This is a genomic window from Mucilaginibacter sp. P5_A6, from assembly GCF_056400585.1.
This window is the reverse complement of the sequence record NZ_JBFUKZ010000012.1, coordinates 24901-42711: the sequence shown is the minus strand read 5'-3', so window position 1 is coordinate 42711 and position 17811 is coordinate 24901. Positions and strand designations below refer to the sequence as shown.

Genomic DNA, 17811 nt, shown 5'->3' with positions numbered 1-17811 from the left:
ACACCGGATAAACACGATGAACACTATTTCTTTGTTTTTTCAGGCCCCGAGAACGTATAGTTAAAAAAGTCGACATCTACATATCCTTTTTCCTGTTTGTTATTGTAAGAATATATTCCCAGTCGATCACCTCTATATGATCCCCACATTAACTTGTACGCAGGCCCGAAATCCTTGAAATTCTTACCATCTGTACTGTAAGAATACTGGCTAACACCATCAAGGCCCCAGACAGACCGCAGCCAAAGCACATTTTGGTTTATTTGATCACCTTCTGTTATCTGGCCCTTTAAGTTGTATTCCAATCTTTTTATTTTGCCACCACAACGTACACCTATAGCCGAATAAGCTGGATGTCCGAAATGAGTGAAACCAGCCTTTTGGCCGTCTGCCATTCCGCTTAAATCCAGTTTAATAATTACTTCGTTAGTCTTAGTAGACATAGACCGCTGCGTAAGGATATTACCCACCTTTGTAAGGTTGTCATTCTTTTCAAGGGCGCCGAACGCGTAAAGCCTAAGCCACCCCTTTCTTTCCTGCAAAGACCACTTGCCTCTCCTCGGCTGATAGTTCCACTCCCATTGCTCATTCAACCGGGTTTCCGAAAAAGAATCACTTGTTTGGGGAGTATTGATTTTTGTTCCGCTAACCGGCTTCTTGCCATCCCAAACCATGGTACCAACACCATCATCTCCCACTTTTCCTAAAATAGGCCATCCATCCACCCAGTTCACCGGGATCAAACTCATAACCCTGCCAAACCAGTCTCCGTCTCCGTGATGGGTAAGAAAATACCAATCTCCGTTCTGGGCTTGAACAATGCCGCCCTGGTTGGGTGATTTTATATCATTTTGAGCATGGCTCAATTGCTTAATTTCGGTATAAGGCCCCCAAATATTCTTTGAGCGCTCCATCATTACGGTTCGGCCGTCGGCTTTCACTTCACTGAAAAAATGGTAGTAGGTTCCATTTATATTATAAAGTTTGTTGGCCTCACTTCCCTTCGATTGATAAATAACCTTATCAGTCTCCTTCATGATATCTTTACCGTCGGCGGTAAGTTTAAAGAGATGTATTTTATACTTATCCTTGAAATTTGTACCAATAAAATAACCCTGACCGTCATCATCCCAGAAAGGGCAGCAGTCATCCCAACCTGCTTCCCCCATAATTTTATGTAATGGGTCCCAGGGCCCTTCTATATTTTTAGCAGTTGTCATAAAATACCCTTCATCGGGCGTTCCGAAAAAAATCCAAAATTTGCCTTTGTGATAGCGTATTGATCCTGCCCAGATACCAGTACCATACCGGTTCATCCGATTCCAGTTCATTTCAGGAGATATTTGTGTAATATCCGGCACTGCATGGCCTTTTATCCTCCAGTTTACCAGATCCTTTGAATGAAGGATTATTATTCCAGGAGAATATTGAAAAGTAGAAGATATGGCATAATAATCGTCTCCTACGCGGATACAATCAAGATCGCTGTAGTCTGCCGGCAATACGGGATTCCGATAAGTGCCATTATTCTGATCTCCCCAGGTGACCCAGGTGTTCCATTTTGGATTATCATTATCCTGCCCTCTTACTGATTTAACAGTAGCAATTAGGATGATTACAATAAGAAATTGCTTATACATAATTTGAAAACACTGAGCTGGCTGGTGTCCATAAAAACCTTGCACAATTAATACAGGCTCCGGTTTCAATGCCGGTTGCCGCTGTAGTTAGCGTGTGGTCCTTTTTTCGGTTGGCTTATAATGGCTTTTGGCAAATAACTCATACGTTGGTCAGTCAGGCTATTTGATTAAAACAAAACTATATAAAGTCTCCCATGCTGAATTACTCCAAACAGACTTTATTTTATACAAAACCGACTTTAATGCTACTGCACATTTTTCCTGAAAGAGCGTGACATGTCCTTAAATTACTCGGTAATGTAACCGACTTTGGACAGCTGAGTTGTAAAAATGTTACTTTATAAGGTAGATGGATAGTGGTTTACCAGAAAGGTACTTCCTGTACAAGCGGAACAGGGAGGTTGAAGGTATTGTACCTTTAAAAGGGGGGATGATAATCTAAATTATTAAAATGTAATATATTGACTTAAACTTTAAGAAATTTACATAACCTTAGACGTATTAATTAGTTACCCCCGCTGTTCGAAGTCTCCGACTTCAAACGCTTATGCCTGTAGTTTGCAACTACAATATCCCGTTAGGGCAGGATTCAGCCTGAAAACACCGACCACAGGCTGAAAATTGCAAATCGAACCCTTGGAAATGGGCGCTTAGTTAGAAACTAATAATTTAATAAATTTGAATATGTTTAAATATCTGGTTTGCCTCGTGTTAATCGTAAGTGGAATGGAATGTAAGGCGCAGGCTAATTATAAGGAATTGCGTTCGGAATTCAGCGTTATCAACAGGTTTGGTCTGCCAAATGACTACACACATAATCTTCTCAAAACGAATTATTCTGTGGGCTTACGGCGGGAGTTTTCCTTAGGGAAATTTGTATCCCTCAATGCCATTGGAAATTATAATACAATGGCTGGAAAAAATGCTAATCCAAGTCTCAATGTTGTTTCTGTAGGTGGGGGTGTAACGCTCTATCCAAAATATCTTATCAACAAGATTTTTGGTTTACCTTACGATGATAACGTTGCCGCAAAAGACCAATTCTACTTTGATGAAAGCCTCGAGGTGAATCTGAACCATGCAAGCTATGGCGATGCGGGTAAGTTAGTGAGTTCAAAATTCGAATTCAATTTTGTGAAATTACCTTTGGGTACTGGCTTGAGCCTACTTCCGAAGGTTGGAGCGACGGCATATTTTAGAACTAATTTGCCATCGAACGTTTCAAACGATCCGTTCAGCTTTATCTATGTAGGTATTGCGATACAATTCGGAAAAAATAAATAATTATTAAGACTAACCAAGTGACTTTCCTAACTGGAGGGCCGCTTGATTTTTACTGTAAGGTCTTTTTTATAAATTGCCATTGGCTGTTGCTTAAATCGGTTGGATAGTTTGTCATACTAAATGCGTTTGTCGTTGTTCACAATCACCTCCGGCATACCCTTTAGCAACCCCAATCACTAAGCAACTTTTCTATTTATTACTTACGGCGGGATTAACTTGTGCTAATGGGCTTTAGCATGTTGAACGCAAAGTCACAATTTATTTAATACATATCTACAAAAGCTTTTAAAGCCCTGCTCTGCGGTACGTTTTTACGAAATATCAACACTGTAGACATGGTGCCTAATTCTTTATTTAGGGTAAATGTTTTCAGTTTACGACCCGGATAATATTGACTGATCAGTTCGGCTGGTAAAATACTAATACCGAGACCGGCCTCCACAAAGTTTACGATACCTTCAAGCGAGTTAAGTACGGTGCTTTTATACTGTATAATTCCCTTTGAATTAAGCCATGATTCGAGCCTGGCGCGAAATACACAGCCCTGATCAAACACTACGATCTTAACGGGCTGGCTGCCAAGGATCACTTTCAATTCGGGTGCGTTTGCTGATGCAAAGATCACCAGTTGTTCATCCTTTATATGCAGTTGCTCTAACTCTGGAATATTAACAGGAGCCGATACAAAGGCAGCATCAAGCTTGTAGTTGATCACTTCACTGATTAATTCAGACCGCATCTCAGATTTGAATTCAAGATCGATATCCGGATAGGCTTCAGTAAAACGCGCAAGAATATCAGGTACTTTAAAAGCCATGGTAGTTTCAATACAGCCAATTTTAAGATGCCCACTTACCTGATTGGATTTTTTAATGTCTTTTTTAGCCTCCTGTACCAGGTGATCAATTTGTTTGCTATAGTGCATCAATGTTTCACCGGCGCCGGTAAGCGCCACTTTACGTGATGTGCGGGTGAAAAGGCCGGCACCAAATTCTTCTTCGAGGTTTTTAATGCGCGCCGTTACGTTTGACTGTACGGTAAACATAGCTTCGGCCGCTTTGGTGAAACTGCCATGGGCAGCTACGGCTTCAAATATTTTCAGATCGTGCGTATTCATATATCACTAATTATGATTTATTATATCACTATTAATCGTTTTTAACAATCAAATATCAACATTACATTTGGATAAGCAAAATAGATATGAAAACAAAATCCTTAATTAAAACCATGTTTGCGGCGATTGCAGGTCTGGCCCTGACAGGCGGCATGGTATTAGCTCAACCAATAAAAAACTTACCAAAAAAAAATATGGAAACTCAAGAAGTTCATTACCGTACTATTAAAGCTAATGGTTTAAATATATTTTATCGTGAAGCGGGCCCGCAAAATGCGCCTACCATTTTATTATTGCATGGCTACCCCACATCATCGCACATGTACCGGAACCTCATACCACTTTTAAGTAAACAATACCATGTGCTGGCGCCTGATCTGCCGGGATTTGGCTACTCGGACGCGCCTGACCATACACAGTTTAATTACACATTTGATAACCTTGCCAATACCATGCAATCATTTATTGACGAACTTGGCCTTAAGCGCTTTGCCATATATATATTTGATTATGGCGCGCCGACAGGCTTGAGGCTGGCATTGGCGAATCCTGAAAAAATAACCGGTATTATTTCACAAAACGGTAACGCCTATGAAGAAGGTTTGAGCACGGGCTGGAATCCGATACAAAGGTATTGGCAGGACCCCTCACCTGCCAACCGTGATTCATTAAGAATGTTCGTATCTAATAAAGTGACCTGGTTTCAATATCACGAAGGTGTTTCCGACCCATCATTAATAGCCCCGGAATCCTACACATTGGATCAACATTTTCTTGACCGGCCGGGTAATGTAGAAATACAGTTAGATCTTATGCTTGATTACCGTACCAATGTAGCGCTTTACCCCAAATTTCAAGCTTATTTCAGGGAGCGCAAACCAAAGCTATTAGCTGTTTGGGGCAATAAAGACCCTTACTTTTTACCGGCCGGTGCCGAAGCTTACAAGCGTGATAACCCTAACGCTGTGGTTAAATTTTATAACACCGGTCATTTTGCCCTGGAAACAAACGCCAAAGAAATAGGACAGGATGTCTTAAATTTTCTGGGCGGACTCCCTAAGTGACCGAAATTAAAACGCCGGAAACTTTGGTGCCCGGCGTTTTTAATTTTTTATGCTAACAATTGCAAAGTTAGATGATAGTTTTTTACAGGTTAGTCATTTATATGCAATGCTTGTTGTACCTCTTTATATTTTTTGAGATTGACAACGCTGAGTGTGTGTACGCCACCCGGAATTATAATATACCTGAATTGGTGTGCGTTTGATATGTTGCTGTAAGCATTTGTACTACTGGTTAAGCTTATCCTTACATTCCCAACTGTGCAAAGTGCCGACCATGTATCAAGGTTAGGAGTAGCGCCACTCATATAATTAATTGCAATTGGTAAGGCACTCACCTGGTTAGTAGGCCATATAGCAGGGTTATATCCATTAAGCCTGGCATATACTACTACTGCGCCATTGTCTAAAATAGCCTGGGTAATTTTAGAGGCAGCGATATCGGCTGTAAAGTTAATCGTGCCAAAAATGGTTGTTTTGGCATATGTAGCTGGGGTATACCAGTCAGAATATATTACATTCGCTGTTCCCGGGTCGCCTTTGGCTCCTTTTAGGTTAATAGGTGAGGGCCATGCGCCACTTGCTTTGGGGCCGTAAAATAAATAATTAGTAGAATTTAAGTAATAATCTCCATCTGCCCCTAATGAAGATGCCGGTGCGGTAGCGCCGCTATAAATTTTAGAGCCTGCGGTCCCTGCTGCTCCTGCAGCTCCTGTTGCTCCCTTCAGGCTGGTGGCTGCTCCCCATCCTGAACTTGTTTTAGGGCCATAAAAATTGCTGTTAGAAACGTCAAGGTAGAAATCGCCTGTGGTTCCCTGCGTTACTGCAGGGGTGCCTGTGCCAGAGTAAATTTTGGTGCCATCAGCACCGGTTGCACCAACAGCGCCTGCGGCTCCGGTTGTGCCTGCAGTACCTGACGGCCCCGCGGGCCCTACAGCGCCATCTTTACCACAAGAGGTAAGAATTACAGTTGCAGTAATAAATGTAAAAATTAAATGATTAAAATGTTTCATGGTAGTTTGATGTTTTAATTGTTTGTTAAAATATAAAAGGCTTTTCCTTAGCCTTATCTTAAATCACATAACAAAATAACAATGTATTTTTGCCATGGGCACGAGTTTAACTACGTGATTACCATGCGGATATTACGCGTTTTTATTCAGCCTGTGGTCGGTATTTTCCACAGCACTACCTCCCGTACGCCCTTTAGCAACCCCAATCACTAAGCAAAACACCAAAACAACTTTTCTATTTATTCAGCCTGTGGCCGGCTGTTCAAAGTCCCCAACTTCGAACAGCCGGGTACAAACGAAAAACTGAATAATACAGACGAAAGCCTGTATGTGCATTCGGAATACCGGGTTGTAAAGATCGACCTAAACACCATCGAGTATATTGAAAGCATGGAAAACTATATACGGATTCATTTAACTAATGACAAACCTGTGCTTACGCTGATGCCATTAAAAGAGGTATTGAAAAAGCTAGCGCCTGATAAATTCCAGCGTATTCACCGCAGCTATATTGTTTCGGTAAGTAAAATAAGATCCCTGCAAAATCGTAAGGTACAATTGGTAGACATTGAATTACCGGTGAGCAGCGCCTATTATAATGCTATCCGCGGTTTAGTTAATTAGCTGTTCGGCATTGGGCCGGTGTTTTCACCGTATCATCTCCATGAGATTCTTTTCTGTATTTTAAGTCTAACTAACTATATTAATCTTCCTTTTACATCCTGCGAACCGGTATCGCGGTCTCGCTTATCCTTTACCCTTTGCTTACCAAAGTTATAGCTAATAGCCAAGGCAACACTACGTGTATCGTTGTAATAATTGTCCTTGATACGTAATGCGCCAAGCATAGTTAATGTTTTAGTATAAACAGGATCAATATCATTCCCATAATCAGTATTGATTACATAATATGGGCTATCAATATTTACATTCTCCCAACGACCAGGCTCACCAAGTAGCTTTGTAAGTTGACGGTAACTCATACCCTTTAAATGGTAGTTTGTAAACAGATCGTTGAGCATTGCATCGCGATATGGATAAATTTCTATGTCGCCATCGTCCCATTGAGCCCTGTTAAACTTAATTTGCTGATGCGAGCATCCATACAAAATAAAAACAAAAAAGCTCAAACTGGTGAGAAACTTAACTCCAATAAATTTTGGTTGCTTCATTGGTTCCGATTAGTCTAACGTTCCTGTGATGTAAGTATTTAAATTGTCTCGATTTATACGGTGCAAAGAGGTGTTTTCAGCATTGCTTATCTTTAAAGCCGAAGATTTGTTGTATAAATAGGTGATGATATCCGACATTGTGATAAACGAGCAAGGGTAATCACTTAACTAAAATAGGTAGAAATTTTAGTTAAGTGATATAATATTTAATGTTCAATTTCATAAAATCTTTCGCGTATCTGGATCAACAAGCTTTCAGCTATATGAATGTCAGGCCTATCAGGCAAAGTAGACTTTTCATATGCCATTTTTATCTGCTCCATTTTTTCTTCAACCATTTTCATCAGGTCGTCAAATTCAAACTCCCCGTTACGGATTTTTAACAAAAAATCACGGTCCTCGCGTTTGACAATTACCTGCTGATATAGGGCGATCTCTTCGGCCATGCTCAAAAGCCGAAAGGTGTGCATCATATTCTTAGCATCATAACTTTTACCATGTGATAGTGTACTTTGATAACGTTGTTCGTTTCGCTTTTCTTCCCATTCCAGATACTCTTTATATTCACGGCAGTAGATGGAATAACTATCTTTATTAAAGTTCATTACTGCTATGTTTTCTATTCCTTTAGGTACAGAACTTAATTGAACATCATCAGCATCGGGACCAGATGATATTCCTTTAAATCGCCGTTCTACTAACTGTTTTTGATGGTACAATAAGTAAACACTCCTGAAATGATCCAGATTCACTAAACCACATTCTTCCTGGCTGAAACCATATTCTTTCAGCCATTCCTTTAATGGGATACTGCCATTATTATGGATCACAAAACAAAAATCCAACACAGATTTACGTTCAGCGTCTAATGGTTTATTGATCTTTTTATTTAAGCCGCGGGCTTTCCTGATCTGTGTTTGTGCATATCCGGCGAATGTATCCAGGCAGAGTTTCGACAAGAAATCTTCCGGTTTGATCAGATCCATTACCGGGTGACGAAATAACACATGCTCTTTTGGCGTGCTTAACAGTTCCAGTATGTTAGGGTTGTTCTTCGCTAGTAGCTCCAGGAAACGGCCTATTTCAAAGTAAACTTCATCGTTGGTTGCATTAGCAATCTGATCTTGTTGCTCAAATCCATATAATTGCTTTTGAGGCATAATAAAGATTCCTTTCTTATCCACGTCAGAACCGGCAACATTCAGGTTATAAGCCATGCTGCCGCTGATACAATCCAGCAAGATCAGTTCTTTTTGCTGTTTTAGCTGTTCGTAGGTCATGGCTGGATATACTTTCTAAAGATATTATTCAACTCATCCGGGTACTTCTTTTCGGATGGAAGCGCAGCTATTTGCTCTTTGCACCAGTCAAGTGTATCGCTTAGCCATTGGTTAAGTATCAGGACGGGCGATATAGATGCTTTTTCATCAGCCACTTTTTTCCTTTCCAATAGTTCGTCTATTGCGTTTTGAACTTCATTGTCGGTTATCATAACTCTCAAATGCTCGAATTCCATAGGTGGTACCGCCTGTTTCTCAACGATCCACAAGCAGGCTAATGCCGGGCGAAGTGCATAAAAGTAGCGCTTTAGCTTTACCTGTTCGGTTTGCAGATCATCCCGAAGTGTATTGTGCGCCATTGATAGATAATGGTTAGCGCCTGAACGTAATGAAAAGTATTCCGGCATCAGCTTACGCAGGTCATCAGCAAAGTTTGAATCTCCCTGGTATACGATTGGCGATTGCAGCCACTCATACAATGTGCTGTTTGATTTCAGGAATAACTTTAGTGCTTTTTTGATATCCCAGCCACCGATGTCCAACACCTCGTTAACCGGTAATCCCACATTGTCGGGCAGCTCTTCTATTCCCAGGTAATCGTTTAGCGGCCTGGTATATATAAAGCGAACATCAAAATCACTATCAGGCGAGGTAAAACCCCAGGCCCGGCTGCCTGATTCACAGGCATACAGTATTTTTATATTTTCATTCTGTTCCAGTTCGGACAGTTTTTGAAGGATAGTTTTAGTCATGATTTAATAATATAAGATTACAAAATAAAAATGAAAGAGCAACAAGCGACAGGTGGCTTTCAGGATTCGAACCTGTACCGCTTTCGCGGCATTCAACCGGGCGAAGTATCACCCACCTACGACATCTTTCATTGTTTTTTTTTAAAAAAGGGCAAAAAGCAACCAGTGAGTTTTTTTAGATTTAGACTACTACAATTACTTGCAGGCAGAACTCGAATCTGCACCTTTCCCCATAGGGAACATCATACCGAAGTATCACCAGTTTACGGCACCTTTTTCAGGTTTAGGTATTTTAAAAAGAAGAGCAACAATCTGGTAAGCGTGTTAACGTGACAGGTTGAAGTAACGCTGGCCTACGGCATCTTCTTTATTCTTAAGGGCTACGGTCAATACGTGCTTGCACTGCTCTACCAACTGAGCTACATTGGAATTTACTTCCAAAGGCCGGGATCGAACCGGCGCCACGAAGTAGCACATATTTACGGCACCTTAATATTTTCAATTTCTTTAAAAAGGGTAAAAAGCAACGAGTGACTATTGGTGTGCTGTCCTCTACCAAACTGAGGTACCCTTTTACAGGGCTGGAATCGAACCAGCGACCGCAGCGTTATGAAGTAACACTCATTTACGACACCTTTTTAATTCATTTAAAAAGAAGGGTAAAAAGCAATAAGCCAATCTGCACTGTGCTCTATCCAGTTGAGCTACCCTTGCGGGGACGGATTCGAACCGCCAACCCCAGCGTCCAATCGAAGTAAGACTTATCTACGACACCTTCTTTTATGTTTTATAAGGAGCAACAGGCGAACGCGGGCCGGGGGAACGCTCAAGGACTCGAACCCTCAGCATGTTTAACCACACTGCCCACCCCCTCAATGGCGCGAAGTATCCCGTTTCTACGGCATCCTTATTCCCCCCAGCCCCCTAAAGGGGGAGTTGGGTGTTGGTTAAAAACCCCTTGTTCCCCCTTTAGGGGGTTAGGGGGCTTATAGTTCTATATTATTGATAGCATCTAATGCCGAGCCTCCGTTTTCTAAGGCAGCTAACACCTCAAAAACTTTATCGCTCCAACCTGCTACCAGGTAAACGTCATTGCGCAATATTTGCAATGGCGCTTGTCCGTAACCCTTCAGGTCGAACAGGTAGAGCTTTGCGCTTGGCGATACCTCGGCCTTGTAACGTAACCACAGGGTTTGGATATGGTCGGCAGTGTTATTGCTGTTCCATAACTGGGCGTCGGTGAATAAAAACACCTTGTCCATCTGCACCCTCCGTTGTAATATATCCTTGATAACCAGGTAGCCATTAGTGCTGTAACCCACCTCGCCCTCGCGGCGATAAAACTCCTGTACGTTACCCAAGATGTTATTACGCGGCACCACAATGGTTTTCCATGTATCACCAAACATGCCCACCTCCACGTTTTTGCAACGCGATTGCAACAGCATAGCCAGCATTAAGCCCACATCGTACAACAGTATCTTGCTTTTGGCCGATACCGGTACCTGCATTGATCCCGAAACATCGCAGGCTAACAGCACACGGGTGTTCTCGTCAAATCCTTTGATGTTTACAGCGCTTGCCTGTGCTGCTTTTTCCAAAGCATCCAACAATTCACCGGCGTAACCTTTATTACCCGCCAGCAAAGCGTTTAAACGTTGTACTATGCTTTTTGCCGATACTTCACCACCTGCGTTTAACAATTCGCGATAAGCCGCCAGGTAACGGAACGGAAACTGTTTTGCCCTGGCAACCTCATCTGCATCGGCTAAACGGTTGCACACTTTTTCAAAGTGCCTGTAGCTTACTCCGGCTTCCTGTATGTTGCGCAGGTTACGCAACAGGGCCATGTAACCCAGTTTGCCACTATCTATCAGTTCTTCCCACTTAGCTCGGAAGGCTTCTGCCTTAGCTTCGTCGCTGTCAAAATTCAGCTGACCTAAGGCCGACAGCTCGGTTTCCCATGTATATGGCGTTTGCAGATCGCCGTTTACTATTTTGTTGAACAGTACTTGCTGCAATTCGTCCTTTGCTTTTGGGTGAACCAGGAACAAGGCATCGCGTAGTTTGATGGCACCGTCGCGGTTGTATTTACCAAACTGGTACTCGTCAAAACGGTTGAACGCTGTGCTTAAGCCTTTTTGCAATTGCTTGCTCAGGCGGTTCAGCTTTTTAGTGCCAGTACGCCTGTTCAGCGTTTCGTAGCAGGCCAGCAGCTCGGTGATCTCGTCGGCACGGCCGATTACGCCATCAGTAACCCGGGCAACCAGGTTGTCGCCGGAGTGCAGATTAGCCAATTCGGTAACTAATACCAGCGGTACCGAACGCAGATACATTTTGGTGCGGGCATATACGGCCAGCTTACCCACAAACTCGGGCTTGCATTCATATATCAATTTGCGCAGGCGGTTTAAACGCGCCTCATCCTTTTCATAAAAAGAGTCGTTTAAGCTCCAGGTAACCACGGCGGTGTACAGCTCCATTTCAGGCGACAGCGTAAATGCTTTAGCACCCGCGTGGTTAACGGTCTGGTTTTTAAATTTGCTTAACAGGTTAAATTTCATTGTGACCTCCTTTATTTCTTATTGTTGATACAAAGAAACAGGGGTGCTGCGCAGTGTATTTGCGCAGATGAATTATTTTGATTTTATTCTAAATTATTAAGGTGCCCGAAGAGAGACTCGAACTCTCAAGAGGCATGTACAAGTTGAAATCCTGAAATGCCTGCTTAGCATATGAACCACAAGCGGGATGCTTGCGGTAGCGGTGGAAAATATACACCTTATTTATACTCCAATTTCCGCACCCTGTTATTCCCGTTATCCATAACAAATACAACTCCTGTATTATCAACCGTAATCCCAAAAGGATACTTGAAAAGCGCTTTCGTGTTATTTCCATCCGAATAGCCCATTACTCCCTTTCCCGCAATCGTGGTGACCGTACCGTCTGGTGTCACCTCCCGTATTGCATGATTGTCACCGTCGCACACCCAGAGATTGCCGGAAGCATCACAGGTCATGCCCAGGATGGTATTAAATTTGGCGAGGTTTCCTTTTCCGTCTTTAAAACCGATATCGCCAGCCCCAGCCAGAATGGTTACGTTGCCGGCGGGATCTACTTTTTTTATAAGGCAGTTCCCATTCCCTGTTACATAAATATTGCCCGATGCATCAACCGCTACGGAATACAGATAATGATAATTTGGTAGTCCGTTAGAGGGATAACCTGTGTTGTCATGCAAAGTTAAAGTGGAGACAACTCCAGTGGGAGTAACCTTGCGCAGACGAAAGTTATTGCTCATATCATAGTCTGGCAGAAAAATATTGTCCTGATTGTCGATGGCCATATTGCCGATAATGTTGAAAGCGGCATTGGCCCCCGTACCATCTAAATAATTGACTGACAGTGATCCAGAAAAAACAGAGCTATTGGTCGGCGACGTTATTTTCCGGATTAAACTGTATTCAATTGTATAAAAATCGCCCTGGCTATTTCTGACAAGACTGTAAATATTACCAAAAAGCGGGATGGGGTTGCCGATATTTTTACCTGCATAGGTAGTTACATGACCCGAGTAAGTGACCTGCCGGATACTTGTATTTCCCTGATCGCCTACAAACAGATTTCCATGATTGTCTGTGAGGATACCTTGTGCATTGTTGAAACGCACCTGTGTACTGTCCCCGTCTTTGAACCCAGGAGTGGTTGATCCGGCCACAGTAGAAACGATCCATTTCTTGGAAGGGGTCGGCGGCRGTGTTGGTGTGGGGATTGTGGAATTTTTATTACATGCAGCAAAAAAAAGAACAAGGCTCAGGTATAAAACAGTGTGCCTTACGATAAGGATAGGTTTTTTTATCATGGAGTAATCAATATAGAGCTGAAAATAATAAAAAAAGCCGAAATAAAACATTAACCGTTTTTTGGCGCGGGTATGTAGCGTTGGATAAAGCCTGACGTACTCGTGACATATTTGAACATTATGGCCGCGACACAAGTACGCCGACCGTTAGCCTTCGCTGTATACTTGCGCGAGATGGGGACGGGCCAACTGTACGAGTTCGAATCTCGTTCTGGGCACCTAACGATTCATAGTCATGAGGCTTGATCAATGGAATAAAAAATATTACAGAAATTTCTTTGTTTATAAAATAATTGTGTATTATTGCATCATGAAAACAACAACAATACAATGTACTATACCCCAACTGATTTATCAGAGAGGATAGGCTATGTATTGACTTAAATATAACAAGATACTTGAATCCTCTTAGATAAATCTAAGGGGATTTTTTGTTTTAGGGAGATTTTCAGGGTAGTATATCAATTGGTTTAGATTACTCCGTTTGGAACGGAGAGGTTCCCGGTTCGAGTCCGGGTTACCCTACTAATATGTTATGGAAATATAGCTCAATGGTTAGAGCAACACCCTTATACGGTGCCGGTTAAAGGTTCAAGTCCTTTTGTTTCCACAAAAAATGGTCAGTTGCCCGAGTGGTTTAAGGGAGTCCTCTGCAAAAGGATTATTCACAAGTTCGAACCTTGTACTGACCTCTCAATTTTCCTATGGTGCAACGGTAGCACGTCTGATTCTGGATCAGAAGATCGTGGTTCGAATCCATGTAGGAAAACGGGGTTCTTGGAGCGATGGTATGGTTTTTTGTTTGGTCACCTTTAGAAAAGGTGGGTAGGGTGGGGCGTGTTTTGAAGTAAAGATATTTCTTTAAAAAGGCAATTAAAGTGGTGTAGTGATAACACCGACCACAGGCTGAATGCCAAAAACTGGCCAGGACACCGCAGGCTAAACAATGCCGGTTCTGCGGATTTGATTGGCATTAAGGTGTTGTTAAGTTGAAAGCCTAACATRTGTTGGGTCGAGGTTGGAAATTTCGACCAGTTGTGTGCGGTATTATTTTAGTAATGCTTCGATTTGATCTTTATCTATTTGAAAAGCGGTGGTTATACCAATTTGACCTTTCGCGTCTGTTGGGTCTATTTTTACCTCAGTTTTATATATTGCCTCCGCAAATTCATGACTATTTGTTTCAAGTTTATTAAAAAAACGATTGCTCATTAAAATTCCATTTACCGAACAGTTTTTTTCTAACCTTGCTGCAAAATTTATTTTATCACCGATAAATGTCACTTCATATTCATCGGAGCCTATATTTAAAGCATATATCGGACCTGATGCTATACCAACTCTTGTACCAGTTTCGATTTCTTGATCCAAATTTCTTTGATAATCTTTTAAAATATTTTCTCCCATTAATATTAATTCTGCGCAAAATTTCGTTGCATTCATAAATGAGGATTTATCTTTTTCAGGGTAATTGAATATTGCTAATACTGCATCACCAATAAATTTATCAAGAATTCCGTTATATTTAAATACCAATTTCTTAGCAGAAGAATAATATTTACTCATTAATTCGTTTAATTCTTCCGGATCTGAAACAGAAACAATTGATGAAAAATTTCTTATATCGGTTAAAATAATAATTGCATCATCATACTTTTTTCCAAAACTTAATTTATTAGATAGCTCGTCTGGATTTCTTTCTAATTCGACGATTACATTATAAGGAAACTGTCTTCGCAAGCCAAATAAAGTGTTTGTTTTCCCCACTCGATTGTCTTTTACTTCTTGCAAATTTTTCTTCAAATGCTCTTTAGCATTTTTTTCATCAAGATTGTTACCAATAACGTTATTGCTGTAATCTTCAAGCTTTGAAGTTACAGCCGCAACTTGTAAATTTTGTAGTGTTTCTCGTAGATTACCACTTAGTTCAATACCTAAATCTTGTAGCTGTATAAAATTATTTATCCCAATCCAAAATATTTTAGCGTTCTTATTATTTTTAGGTCTTAAATAACGCTTGAATATACTTTTATGGTCAGAACTGGGTTCTTCAGGGCTGATTAGATAGAATTCTGTGATATCTGGATCTTCATTTAGCGAATCTGTAATATCTCGAAGTATTTTGACCGAGATTTGTTGCCCCTTAACTAATATTGCGATTTTTCTGTTGTTTTTTTCTTCTATTACAAAATCAAATTTTACGTGGTCGGCCGGACTATATAATACATTTTTTTTTAAAAAGTCAAATAAAGATGATAATACATTTTCTATAAGGTAAGGTTCAATCATTGGGCAAACATCTACTTATGGTTATTGGTGCTATCGATAATTAGTAAATATACAACAAAATGCAGATTGCAATAGATTAGCATTTCGCTATTGTAAGCGTCATTACACGTAGATTTGCAAGATTCTTAATGATAGCCTTTTGATACAGCGTCAAAATAGTTGGCGAAGTAATACTCCTTATAATTTGTATGAAATTTTATAAAATTATCCGTTCGGTTGTCTGCATGTTGGAATATGAATTCAAAACCAAATTTGCCTGAACAATTATCCATGACAGATTTCATCATACTCAGTTGACGAAAAGCGTCCTCAATTTCCGTGTCAGTAAAACTGTGAAAGGTGAACGGATTACTACTATCTACGTCGGTATGTGCAAATTTTTTATCCCTATCATTTTTGACTTTTATGTACAAATCAGTTTCTTTAATTGCAGACAAAATTTTCAGATTCTGTTCGTGTTTTTGTTTAAAGTCAACGTCTTGCATATCGTAAACAGCAAGCGATAATTTTTCTAAACTTCCGTAATGACTTTTGGGGTACCTATTATTTACCCCTTCCAATAGTTTGATGTATTCCATCGTAAACATGTAATGTAGCGTCATCCTGTAAAATACAAATAACGATCCGTTAACCAATTCAATTTCTTTAGGTGTTCGTTCTTTATTTAGAAAAGAAATTTCGACTAAAGCCTTATGTGTCCAATGTAGGCAAGCCTGCACATAAGAGAAATTTTCAAGTTCTTGATTCATCTTTTGTTGTATTTAAATTAAAATTTAATGGTTTACCATGCCTATACCCTTTGCTGTACGAAGTCTCCGACTTCGACCTATTAAGCCCGTAGACTCCGTCTACAGGCCTTCAATCCTCCGGCCTCTCCCTCGGATCCGCCATCCTCACAATCCTCGGCTCAAACTTAGCCAATACCTCCACCAAATTCTCCTGCGCAGCCATTATAGCATGGATATCTTTGTAGGCCATTGGCGCTTCGTCCATATCGCTGCCCATCAGGGTAATGCGCTTATCAACAAGGTTGGCAGCAATCACCGCTTTATCTAAAGTTTTAAAGGCCGCGCTTCGGCTCATTAAACGCCCTGCACCGTGAGATGCGGAGTTGATGCTTGTCGCGTCGCCTTTACCACGTACCACAAAACCAGGGGTGCTCATGCTGCCGGGGATAATACCCAATACACCTTCGCCGGCCGGGGTCGCGCCTTTGCGGTGTACCATTACTTCGGTGCCGTCGGCTAATTGCTCTTTCCAGGCAAAGTTGTGGTGGTTTTCTATACGCATCAGCGGTGCAAGGTTCAGCGCCTTCGCTATCTTGTTATGAATCTCGTGGTGGTTGGCGCTGGCATATTCGCCGGCCAGGTTCATGGCTATCCAATATTCCTGTCCCTCGTCCTTATCCAGGTCAAGCCAGGCCAGGTGTTTGGCTTCGGGCGGGAGCTTGGTTTTAGTCATGGCTATTTTACTGTAATAGTCGGCCACGCTGCCCCCAAAGCCACGGGAACCGGAGTGGGAAAGCAATGCCAGGTAATTACCAGCCGGGATGCCATCCAAAGCACCTTCACCAATGGTCAACTCGCCCCATTCCACAAAGTGATTACCGGTACCGCTGGTACCTAATTGCGCATAGGCTTTATCTTTAAGCGAGCGGATCACCTTGGTTTCGCCCCAGGTTTTGCTGTCAAATAACGAGCTATCGAAATACGATTTGGTTGTACACCCCATCCCGAAGTACGTGTTATCAACCAATATGTTCTTCAGCTTGTCGGTTTCGGTATCAATGGCTTCGGCCGGCAAGTCGAAAATACTTAAACACATACGGCAGGCAATATCCACCCCGACAGCAAACGGAATAATGGTATTAGCAGTAGTAGCGAGTACGCCGCCAATAGGTAAGCCATATCCCTGGTGGGCATCGGGCATTAAAGCTCCCGCAACGGCAATTGGTAATTGTATAGCAGTCCGCATCTGCGCCAAAGCGCCAACCTCAATATTCTCTAATCCCCATACCGGGAAATCGGCTATTTCTTCTTTCAGCTTAAAGTTGCTGCGTTGTTGCTTCACAAATTTGCCCTCTTTGCGCATGGCAATTACGTCTTCGGCCAGGTTTTTAAATTTGCCGCCTTTCTTTAAGGCGTAGGGCATAGGGTCGTCAATTAAGGCTTCTAAATTGGCCAGTATTTCGGGTTTAGCCATTACGTTGTGTTTAAGCAAACCATTAGCCACACGACTAAAGTTTACCAATACTTCCACATCATTAATACCTAATGCCTTTAACTCGTTGTTGCCTATTTTTTCCTTTTCCATAATATTAATACTAAAGATATCATTT

General features: G+C 41.5%; 14 protein-coding genes and 4 tRNA genes. 7 read left to right on the top strand and 11 right to left on the bottom strand.

The genetic code is table 11. The annotated features are described in order from the left end of the window. Positions 1–23: 23 nt before the first annotated feature. On the bottom strand, positions 24–1640 hold the full coding sequence (locus tag AC1DO4_RS14345) for a glycoside hydrolase family 43 protein (RefSeq protein WP_477416915.1): 1617 nt from the start codon (positions 1638–1640) through the stop codon (positions 24–26). Positions 1641–2324: 684 nt separating this feature from the next. Between AC1DO4_RS14345 and AC1DO4_RS14340 the strand changes: the two genes are divergently transcribed. Then, positions 2325–2924: a hypothetical protein gene (locus AC1DO4_RS14340; RefSeq protein WP_477416913.1), complete on the top strand. Its 600-nt coding sequence runs from the start codon at positions 2325–2327 to the stop codon at positions 2922–2924. Between the two features lie 262 nt (positions 2925–3186). On the opposite strand, the gene AC1DO4_RS14335 is transcribed toward AC1DO4_RS14340, so the two are convergent. Next, positions 3187–4041: a LysR family transcriptional regulator gene (locus tag AC1DO4_RS14335; RefSeq protein WP_477416910.1), complete on the bottom strand. Its 855-nt coding sequence runs from the start codon at positions 4039–4041 to the stop codon at positions 3187–3189. A 194-nt stretch (positions 4042–4235) separates the two neighbouring features. Here AC1DO4_RS14335 and AC1DO4_RS14330 point away from each other — a divergent pair, with 194 nt between their 5' ends. After that, on the top strand, positions 4236–5105 hold the full coding sequence (locus AC1DO4_RS14330; protein ID WP_477416908.1) for an alpha/beta fold hydrolase: 870 nt from the start codon (positions 4236–4238) through the stop codon (positions 5103–5105). An 89-nt stretch (positions 5106–5194) separates the two neighbouring features. Here the strand turns inward: AC1DO4_RS14330 and AC1DO4_RS14325 are convergent, their stop codons facing one another. Beyond that, positions 5195–6115, bottom strand: a complete 921-nt coding sequence (locus tag AC1DO4_RS14325; RefSeq protein ID WP_477416906.1) for a hypothetical protein — start codon at positions 6113–6115, stop codon at positions 5195–5197. Between the two features lie 330 nt (positions 6116–6445). On the opposite strand from AC1DO4_RS14325, the gene AC1DO4_RS14320 reads away from it, so the two are divergent. Beyond that, the gene (locus AC1DO4_RS14320; protein ID WP_477416904.1) at positions 6446–6739 is read left to right on the top strand and encodes a LytR/AlgR family response regulator transcription factor; all 294 of its coding nucleotides are present in this window, start codon (positions 6446–6448) and stop codon (positions 6737–6739) included. 74 nt (positions 6740–6813) lie between these two features. Here the strand turns inward: AC1DO4_RS14320 and AC1DO4_RS14315 are convergent, their stop codons facing one another. From AC1DO4_RS14315 to AC1DO4_RS14295, 5 genes are all read right to left on the bottom strand, one after another. Beyond that, on the bottom strand, positions 6814–7287 hold the full coding sequence (locus AC1DO4_RS14315) for a hypothetical protein (protein ID WP_477416902.1): 474 nt from the start codon (positions 7285–7287) through the stop codon (positions 6814–6816). 206 nt (positions 7288–7493) lie between these two features. Continuing rightward, positions 7494–8567: a DNA polymerase beta superfamily protein gene (locus tag AC1DO4_RS14310; protein WP_477416900.1), complete on the bottom strand. Its 1074-nt coding sequence runs from the start codon at positions 8565–8567 to the stop codon at positions 7494–7496. After that, on the bottom strand, positions 8564–9319 hold the full coding sequence (locus AC1DO4_RS14305) for a nucleotidyltransferase domain-containing protein (protein ID WP_477416898.1): 756 nt from the start codon (positions 9317–9319) through the stop codon (positions 8564–8566). Before AC1DO4_RS14305 ends, AC1DO4_RS14310 begins: the two co-directional genes overlap by 4 nt. Before the next feature lie 986 nt (positions 9320–10305). Further along, the gene (locus AC1DO4_RS14300) at positions 10306–11883 is read right to left on the bottom strand and encodes a TROVE domain-containing protein (RefSeq protein ID WP_477416896.1); all 1578 of its coding nucleotides are present in this window, start codon (positions 11881–11883) and stop codon (positions 10306–10308) included. 218 nt (positions 11884–12101) lie between these two features. Then, entirely contained in the window at positions 12102–13235 is a 1134-nt protein-coding gene (locus AC1DO4_RS14295) for an SBBP repeat-containing protein (protein WP_477416894.1), read from the bottom strand. 399 nt (positions 13236–13634) lie between these two features. Between AC1DO4_RS14295 and AC1DO4_RS14290 the strand changes: the two genes are divergently transcribed. The 4 genes from AC1DO4_RS14290 (at position 13635) to AC1DO4_RS14275 (ending at position 13953) form a co-directional block, all read left to right on the top strand. Continuing rightward, positions 13635–13709, top strand: a tRNA-Pro gene (locus AC1DO4_RS14290). Between the two features lie 12 nt (positions 13710–13721). Next, positions 13722–13794, top strand: a tRNA-Ile gene (locus AC1DO4_RS14285). 8 nt (positions 13795–13802) lie between these two features. Then, a tRNA-Cys gene (locus AC1DO4_RS14280) sits at positions 13803–13876 on the top strand. Between the two features lie 6 nt (positions 13877–13882). Beyond that, a tRNA-Gln gene (locus AC1DO4_RS14275) sits at positions 13883–13953 on the top strand. 278 nt (positions 13954–14231) lie between these two features. Here the strand turns inward: AC1DO4_RS14275 and AC1DO4_RS14270 are convergent. From AC1DO4_RS14270 to AC1DO4_RS14260, 3 genes are all read right to left on the bottom strand, one after another. Beyond that, entirely contained in the window at positions 14232–15473 is a 1242-nt protein-coding gene (locus AC1DO4_RS14270) for an adenylate/guanylate cyclase domain-containing protein (RefSeq protein ID WP_477416892.1), read from the bottom strand. A 125-nt stretch (positions 15474–15598) separates the two neighbouring features. Continuing rightward, a complete protein-coding gene (locus AC1DO4_RS14265; RefSeq protein ID WP_477416890.1) occupies positions 15599–16222 on the bottom strand; it encodes a hypothetical protein in 624 nt (207 codons plus the stop codon). A 109-nt stretch (positions 16223–16331) separates the two neighbouring features. Next, positions 16332–17786, bottom strand: coding sequence for an RtcB family protein (locus AC1DO4_RS14260; RefSeq protein ID WP_477416888.1), 1455 nt, complete (start codon positions 17784–17786; stop codon positions 16332–16334). Between the last annotated feature and the right edge of the window lie 25 nt (positions 17787–17811).

Coding starts and splice junctions, on each gene's coding strand:
- AC1DO4_RS14345 (WP_477416915.1), bottom strand. CDS start 1,640: ATGTATAAGCAATTTCTTATTGTAATCATCCTAATTGCTACTGTTAAA.
- AC1DO4_RS14340 (WP_477416913.1), top strand. CDS start 2,325: ATGTTTAAATATCTGGTTTGCCTCGTGTTAATCGTAAGTGGAATGGAA.
- AC1DO4_RS14335 (WP_477416910.1), bottom strand. CDS start 4,041: ATGAATACGCACGATCTGAAAATATTTGAAGCCGTAGCTGCCCATGGC.
- AC1DO4_RS14330 (WP_477416908.1), top strand. CDS start 4,236: ATGGAAACTCAAGAAGTTCATTACCGTACTATTAAAGCTAATGGTTTA.
- AC1DO4_RS14325 (WP_477416906.1), bottom strand. CDS start 6,115: ATGAAACATTTTAATCATTTAATTTTTACATTTATTACTGCAACTGTA.
- AC1DO4_RS14315 (WP_477416902.1), bottom strand. CDS start 7,287: ATGAAGCAACCAAAATTTATTGGAGTTAAGTTTCTCACCAGTTTGAGC.
- AC1DO4_RS14310 (WP_477416900.1), bottom strand. CDS start 8,567: ATGACCTACGAACAGCTAAAACAGCAAAAAGAACTGATCTTGCTGGAT.
- AC1DO4_RS14305 (WP_477416898.1), bottom strand. CDS start 9,319: ATGACTAAAACTATCCTTCAAAAACTGTCCGAACTGGAACAGAATGAA.
- AC1DO4_RS14300 (WP_477416896.1), bottom strand. CDS start 11,883: ATGAAATTTAACCTGTTAAGCAAATTTAAAAACCAGACCGTTAACCAC.
- AC1DO4_RS14270 (WP_477416892.1), bottom strand. CDS start 15,473: ATGATTGAACCTTACCTTATAGAAAATGTATTATCATCTTTATTTGAC.
- AC1DO4_RS14265 (WP_477416890.1), bottom strand. CDS start 16,222: ATGAATCAAGAACTTGAAAATTTCTCTTATGTGCAGGCTTGCCTACAT.
- AC1DO4_RS14260 (WP_477416888.1), bottom strand. CDS start 17,786: ATGGAAAAGGAAAAAATAGGCAACAACGAGTTAAAGGCATTAGGTATT.